The 6,431-nt window shown below is 63.1% G+C and carries 8 protein-coding genes; 2 read left to right on the top strand and 6 right to left on the bottom strand.

Features of this window, described 5'->3' with window-relative positions:
• Positions 1–203: 203 nt before the first annotated feature.
• Together AO064_RS12000 and AO064_RS11995 are read right to left on the bottom strand one after the other, a co-directional pair.
• Positions 204–626, bottom strand: coding sequence for an MAPEG family protein (locus AO064_RS12000; RefSeq protein WP_064053413.1), 423 nt, complete (start codon positions 624–626; stop codon positions 204–206).
• Positions 619–924 (bottom strand): DUF2834 domain-containing protein, encoded by a 306-nt coding sequence (locus AO064_RS11995; protein ID WP_064053412.1) that lies wholly within the window; start codon positions 922–924, stop codon positions 619–621. Before AO064_RS11995 ends, AO064_RS12000 begins: the two co-directional genes overlap by 8 nt.
• A gap of 83 nt (positions 925–1,007) precedes the next feature.
• On the opposite strand from AO064_RS11995, the gene AO064_RS11990 reads away from it, so the two are divergent.
• A complete protein-coding gene (locus AO064_RS11990; protein WP_064053411.1) occupies positions 1,008–1,796 on the top strand; it encodes a helix-turn-helix domain-containing protein in 789 nt (262 codons plus the stop codon).
• A 54-nt stretch (positions 1,797–1,850) separates the two neighbouring features.
• Entirely contained in the window at positions 1,851–3,560 is a 1,710-nt protein-coding gene (locus tag AO064_RS11985) for an amidase (RefSeq protein WP_082893927.1), read from the top strand.
• A gap of 185 nt (positions 3,561–3,745) precedes the next feature.
• Here AO064_RS11985 and AO064_RS11980 read toward each other — a convergent pair whose 3' ends face one another.
• From AO064_RS11980 to AO064_RS11965, 4 genes are all read right to left on the bottom strand, one after another.
• Entirely contained in the window at positions 3,746–4,483 is a 738-nt protein-coding gene (locus tag AO064_RS11980; protein WP_064053409.1) for a CPBP family intramembrane glutamic endopeptidase, read from the bottom strand.
• Positions 4,484–4,490: 7 nt separating this feature from the next.
• Positions 4,491–4,961: a RidA family protein gene (locus tag AO064_RS11975; protein WP_064053408.1), complete on the bottom strand. Its 471-nt coding sequence runs from the start codon at positions 4,959–4,961 to the stop codon at positions 4,491–4,493.
• The gene (locus AO064_RS11970; RefSeq protein WP_064053407.1) at positions 4,958–5,176 is read right to left on the bottom strand and encodes a DUF6434 domain-containing protein; all 219 of its coding nucleotides are present in this window, start codon (positions 5,174–5,176) and stop codon (positions 4,958–4,960) included. Before AO064_RS11970 ends, AO064_RS11975 begins: the two co-directional genes overlap by 4 nt.
• A 96-nt stretch (positions 5,177–5,272) precedes the next feature.
• A complete protein-coding gene (locus tag AO064_RS11965) occupies positions 5,273–6,370 on the bottom strand; it encodes an SMP-30/gluconolactonase/LRE family protein (protein WP_064053406.1) in 1,098 nt (365 codons plus the stop codon).
• Positions 6,371–6,431 lie beyond the last annotated feature (61 nt).

The following is a 6,431-nucleotide window of genomic DNA, read 5'->3' as shown; positions in this document are numbered from 1 at the left end:
GATACCGAGNAGTCACCTGATGAATCGACTGACACACCGCTATCGGGGGCAAGCCCCCTCCCACATTTGGATCGCGGCCTAACCGTTAGATGGCGCTGGTCTGCCAGGCCAGCGCCCTCGCCACAGTGCCACACCCAGAGGTGCATAGATGCCTATACCCATCGCACGCAAGCCAACGCCCACATTGACCCGCGGTAAAACGCTCACAGCAATCCCCAAACCACCAACCCACCCAGCCCGAACAGACACGCCATCCCAACCGCATACGCCAGGGTGCGCCAGGGTTGCCATCCACCCAGATACATCAGCGTGTGCGCCATGCGCGCCAAGGTAAAACCACCGAACAGCGCCGCAGTCGCCCCAGTGGAAGTCCCCAGCACCACACACAACCCGCCAAGCACAAAGAACAACGGAATATTCTCCAGGTCATTCGCCCACGCCTTACTCGCCCTAACCACCTGCGGCAATTCCCCTGCATGCGCAGCACAGCTGAAGAACGCCGCATCCTCCCGATTGATAAACGCCCGCGCCCGTATCCGGAAAAAACCCTGATAACAGGAAATTGCAAACATCTTCAGGCACAGCACCAGCACGCACAGTGCGTAGACCTGCAACCGCTCACTCATCGGGGCCGCCGTTCATCACCAGATAAAGCAACGGCCCCACCGACACAAACACCGCCGTCAGCAAAAAATACGGCACCACCGACGCCAGCGACCGCCCGCGCCGCCGCGCATCCCGGTACATCCACACGCATGCCAGCACCGCCATCAGGTACAGGTCGATCACCACTTGCGCGGTGTCCGGTCGCGACATCAGTTCGCGTCCAAAGGCCAGCAGCGACTGCTCAGCCGTGAGCATCGTTGCCAGGGTGTACAGCGAAAATCCCAGCAGGCCCGCCAGGGCGATATAGGGTCTTCTCATGGTCGCTTCCTTGGAGTGATGAAGGCCCACCTTAGTGATAAGGTTCGGCCCCTCGCAATGACCTCGGAGGTCATGATCCCGCCATGGACACCCCTTCTACCGCCGGCGAACAGCTGCGCCAACTGCGCAGGCGCGCCAAGCTGAGCCAGCTCGACCTGGCCTTGATCACCGGCGTTTCCCAGCGCCACCTCAGTTGCATCGAGACCGGGCGGGCCAAGCCGAGCCCTGGCACCTTGCATAATCTGCTCACGGCGCTGGAGGCCCCGCTGGAGCAGTGCAACCGTGTGTTCCTCGCCGCCGGCTATGCGCCGCGCTACAGCGCCACCCCGCTCGCCTCGCCCGCCATGGCCGCGATCCGCGAAGCGGTCAACCATGTGCTGCACGCCAACAATCCCGCCCCGGCCATCCTGTTGGACAGTCAGTGGCAAGTGTTGGCGGCGAACGCCAGTACCGGCGTGCTGTTTGGACTGCTGGGCATACCGCCCGATGCAGCCTTGGGCTTGAACCTGCTGACCACGCTGCTGCAATCGGGCGGCCTGGGCGATCACCTGGTCAATGCCGAGGAGATACGCACGCTGGCCTGGCAGCGTGCCACCCGTGAGGCGCTGGGCAATCCTGAATTGGCCACGTTGCTGACGACATTGCCGACACCGACCCACACCGAACTGCCCGCGCAGATGCCACCGCTGGTACTGACGCGCGTCCGCTCAGCCCAAGGTGAACTGAGCTTTCTGTCCACGTTCACTACCTTCGGCATGCCCCAGGACATCACCCTCACCTCCCTGCGGATCGAACACCTGATTCCCGCTGACGAGGCCACTTGGCAAGTGATGCGCCGCGCGTATGCAGAGTATGCGGCGCTGGTTTTGTGAAATATCTGTACGTAGACTGCCGCCATACCCCCACTTGAAGGCGGCGAAAAAAAAGTGATGCACGTTACCGAAGTCTCCATTGCCCAATTGCGCGCCGCGCTTGAATCCGGCCAGACCACGGCGGTTGAACTGGTCCAGGCCTACCTCGCACGGATCGATGCCTATGACGGTCCGCAGACCGCCACCGCCTTGAACGCCGTGGTGGTGCGCAACCCCGATGCGCTGAAAGAAGCCGAGGCGTCCGATGCACGCCGGGCCAAAGGCGAAACCTGGGGGCCATTGGATGGCATTCCATACACGGCCAAAGACAGCTACCTGGTCAAGGGCCTGACCGCGGCATCCGGTAGCCCGGCGTTTGCCACCCTGGTCGCCCAGCGTGATGCGTTCACCATCGAACGCCTGCGCGCCGGTGGCGCCATCTGCCTGGGCAAGACCAATATGCCGCCGATGGCCAATGGCGGAATGCAGCGTGGCGTGTATGGCCGGGCGGAAAGCCCGTATAACGCCGACTACCTGACCGCGCCGTTTGCCTCCGGCTCGTCCAACGGCGCCGGCACCGCGACGGCGGCGAGCTTTGCAGCCTTTGGCCTGGCCGAAGAAACCTGGTCGAGCGGACGCGGCCCGGCCTCCAACAATGGCCTGTGCGCCTACACGCCCTCCCGTGGCGTGATTTCGGTGCGCGGCAACTGGCCGCTCACACCGACCATGGACGTGGTGGTGCCCTATGCCCGCACCATGGCCGACCTGCTGGAAATCCTCGATGTGGTGGTGGCCGAAGACCCGGACACCCGTGGCGACCTCTGGCGCCTGCAGCCATGGGTGCCGATCCCGAGTGTGGCTTCGGTGCGCCCTGCGTCCTACGCTGAACTGGCGGTGCCCGCTGAATCCCTCGCCGGCAAGCGCTTTGGCGTGCCGCGCATGTACATCAATGCCGACCCGGACGCCGGCACCAGCGAAAAACCTGGGATCGGTGGCCCTACCGGGCAGAAGATCAACACCCGCGCCAGCGTGATCGACCTGTGGCAAGACGCACGTCAGGCGCTGGAAGCCGCCGGTGCCGAAGTCATCGAGGTGGACTTCCCGCTGGCGTCCAAATGCGAAGGCGACCGCCCTGGCGCGCCTACCGTGTTTAACCGTGGGCTGGTGTCCAAGGAATTTCTCCACGATGAACTGTGGGAACTGTCCGCATGGGCCTTCGATGATTTCCTGCGCGCCAACAACGACCCCGCGCTCAACCGCCTGGCGGATGTGGACGGGCCGAAGATCTTCCCCCACGACCCGGGCACCCTGCCCAACCGTGAGGACGACCTGGCCGCCGGCATGGACGAATACGTGCGCATGGCCGAACGCGGCATCACCCCGTGGAACGAGATCAGCACCTTGCCCGACGGCCTGCGTGGCCTGGAGCAAACCCGGCGGATCGACCTGGAAGACTGGATGGACACGCTCGGCCTCGACGCGGTGCTGTTCCCCACCGTCGCCGACGTAGGCCCGGCGGATGCCGATGTGAACGAAGCCTCCGCCGATATCGCCTGGAGCAACGGCATCTGGGTGGCCAACGGCAACCTCGCCATCCGCCACCTGGGCGTACCGACCGTCACCGTACCGATGGGCGTGATGGCCGATATCGGCATGCCGGTGGGGCTGACGTTTGCCGGGCGGGCCTATGACGATTCGGCGTTGCTGCGGTTTGCCTCGGCGTATGAGGCTACCGGCAGCAAACGCCAGATTCCGCCGCGTACGCCGCCGTTAGCAGCTGGCTAAACGCGGTCAACCCTATGCAAGCTGGCTTACTGTGGAAGCAGGCTTACTGTGGTGAGCGGGCTTGCCCCGCGCTGGGCTGCGCAGCAGCCCCATTGGGCTTACGGTGATACTGACGGAGGACAAGTCAAATCGTCGCACCTCTCCCCACCACAGCAAGCCCCACACATTTGCGTCGATATTTCACATCAAGTGATGAAGGGCACGGCGATCAGCAGGATCGCCGTGCCATGGGTCAGTGTCGCCGCCAGCACACCGTAACGCAGGCGCACCAGCGCGCAAGCCAACCCTTCGACCAGGGTAAACAACAACACCGGCCAGCCCAGCTGAGTAACGCTCAGTGCCAGGAATGTATGGCAAGCCGCAAAGGCCACACCGTTGATCAGTGCCGCGCGCAATGGCGTCACCTGCTGTTCCAGATACCCCTGCAAATACCCGCGAAACAGCACCTCTTCCAACGCATTGGCACCATAGGCCAACACCACCATACCCGGCAGCCATGCCCAGTAGCCCGGGATCGCTGACGCTTCAATTGCCTGGTAGAAGCGCAACGGCACACCGATCAAGCACCCGACGGCAAGGCCGACCGCAAGGCCGCCGATTCGATGCCCCCTTGACCAGCAGATCAGCGCCGACAGGTCTGGCGCCACTCGCATCAGCACGGCAATCAATAGCAGCGACAAGCCACCCAGCGCCGCCAACACAAACGCATTGGCCGTGAACGCCAACTGCACTTCGCTGCCCAGCGACCATAGGCCCAACGGGGTCATTACATCGCGCATCAGCACGAACGCCGCCAGCAGAATCAGGATACGCAGGGCCGTCAGCGACCTGGGCGTGAGTGCAAACCACAGGCCGAACAACAGCAGGCCCGGCGCCAGATACGTGGCGTAATTGATCAGTACTGCCATTCCTTGGGTAATCATGGGTCGCTTAGCCGTGCGCCACCGCGATCATATCGATCTCCACCGCCGCCGACTTCGGCAACTGCATCACCCCCACCGAGGTGCGCGTATGCACCCCGGCCTCACCGAGGATCTCGTGCAGCAGGTCCGACGCACCGTTGGCCACCTCACTTTGCTGATCAAAATCCTCGGCACTGCGCACGTACACGGTGATGCGCGGGATCGCCTTGATCGCGTCCAGCGAACCCAGCGCCTGCTTGAGCAACCCCAGGCAGCGCAACGCACTGATGCCGGCGGCGATTTGTGCCTGGGCCAGGGTCAGGTTGTCACCGACCTTGCCCGGCAGCACGATGGTATCGCCGACCCGCGGGATCTGGCCACTGATGTACAGGTGGTTGCCGTCCCGGACCAGGGGCGTGTAGTTGCCACCGACCTTGAATTCGTCCATCAGGTAGCCAAGGCGTTGTTGCGCGGCCTGGTATTTTTCGTCGCGGGTCATGGGCGTGAATCCTCGTGTCGGCGCCGCCACTCGTCCACCACGTCACCGAGGGTCTTGGGCTCAGCGTTGCGAATCCAGGCCATGAAGGGCCGGTCGAACGTGAATGCCGGACCACAGTGCTCAAGCATGAAGCGGCGTACGTTCTGCGTGTTTTTGTAGTGAGGGGTAACGGGCGTGTTGCGGGTGATGGGGTGGCTGTGCCAATTGAAGTCCATTTGCTTGACGCTCTGACGCCTCAGGAGCCCGCAGCATAGCGCCAAAATGCCAAGATGGGCGCCGCTCGACCGACGCTCACCCTGGTTTTTTTGCGGTCAGCCGCCGAAATCGGCGCCACGCGTGTTGACGAACACTGCATAGATCGAATGGCTGCCGGCCATGAACAGGCGGTTACCCTCACGGCCGCCAAAACACAGGTTGGGACAGCGTTCCGGCAGCGAGATATGCCCGATAGCCTTGCCCTGCGGATTGAACACGCGCACGCCATCGAGTTTTTCCAGGTCGGCCTTGGGGTCGCCGTTGCCGCCCCAGCCACACCAGAGGTTGCCGCTCTCGTCGCACTTGATGCCGTCCAAGGCCGCGTACTCAAGGCCTTCGATGTGCTTGCGACGGGCGCCAAGCGTGCCGTCGTCATTCACGTCGATGGCCCAGATCAACCGGTTGGGCTTGGCCCGGCCTTCGACCACGTAGAGCAGCTTCTCATCCGGGGAAAAGCACAGGCCGTTGGGGCCGTTGAGGTCGTCGATCACCCGCGTGACCTTGCCGCTGTCACCGTCGATGCGGTAGACGCCATGGGGCTGGGTGGGCGTGATCTTGTGCCCTTCGTAGTTGTTGCCGGTCTGGAACGGCGGGTCCGTGAACCACACCGAGCCATCCCGTTTGCACACGATGTCGTTGGGCGAATTGAAGGGCTTGCCGTCAAAGCTGTCCGCCAGCACGGTGACGCTGCCGTTGTGCTCGGTGCGGGTGATGCGCCGGCCCTCTTTGCTGGTGGTCGAGCCTTCGCACACCAGCAGCCGGCCTTGGCGATCACGGCACATGCCGTTGGAGAAATTGGCGTTTTCGCGGTAGACCGACAGGCTATCGGTCACCTCGTCCCAGCGCACGATGCGGTTGTTGGGGATATCGCTGAGCAGCAGGTAGCGGCCATCGCCGATCCACACCGGCCCCTCGGCCCAACGCAAGCCGGTCGCCAGTCGCTCGACACTGGCATTGAACAGGCGCAATTCCAGGAAACTGTCATCAAGCACTTTCACCAAGGGGTCTGGATATCGCTGGCTCAATGGCTCAGCGGCATCTGCCAGGCGCGGCAGGTTGCCCAGCACTGCCACGGAGGCGGAAACCGCCAGGGAACGTTGCAGGAAAACGCGGCGACTGTGGTCGGTCCGGGCAGGCGAAGAGGAAGAATCCATGGTGTGTCTCCGTTATTTTATTGTTAGACGGGAGGCCATTTTTAACCAGTGATGAGACATC

The organism is Pseudomonas marginalis (assembly GCF_001645105.1).
Lineage (GTDB): Bacteria > Pseudomonadota > Gammaproteobacteria > Pseudomonadales > Pseudomonadaceae > Aquipseudomonas > Aquipseudomonas petroselini.
Note: the sequence above shows the minus strand (reverse complement) of the source record. Positions and strands in the feature narration are given on the sequence as shown.

What these genes read in the sequence shown, in the direction of transcription:
- AO064_RS12000 (WP_064053413.1), bottom strand. Translation starts at nt 626, where the DNA reads ATGAGTGAGCGGTTGCAGGTCTACGCACTGTGCGTGCTGGTGCTGTGC.
- AO064_RS11995 (WP_064053412.1), bottom strand. Translation starts at nt 924, where the DNA reads ATGAGAAGACCCTATATCGCCCTGGCGGGCCTGCTGGGATTTTCGCTG.
- AO064_RS11990 (WP_064053411.1), top strand. Translation starts at nt 1,008, where the DNA reads ATGGACACCCCTTCTACCGCCGGCGAACAGCTGCGCCAACTGCGCAGG.
- AO064_RS11980 (WP_064053409.1), bottom strand. Translation starts at nt 4,483, where the DNA reads ATGATTACCCAAGGAATGGCAGTACTGATCAATTACGCCACGTATCTG.
- AO064_RS11975 (WP_064053408.1), bottom strand. Translation starts at nt 4,961, where the DNA reads ATGACCCGCGACGAAAAATACCAGGCCGCGCAACAACGCCTTGGCTAC.
- AO064_RS11970 (WP_064053407.1), bottom strand. Translation starts at nt 5,176, where the DNA reads ATGGACTTCAATTGGCACAGCCACCCCATCACCCGCAACACGCCCGTT.
- AO064_RS11965 (WP_064053406.1), bottom strand. Translation starts at nt 6,370, where the DNA reads ATGGATTCTTCCTCTTCGCCTGCCCGGACCGACCACAGTCGCCGCGTT.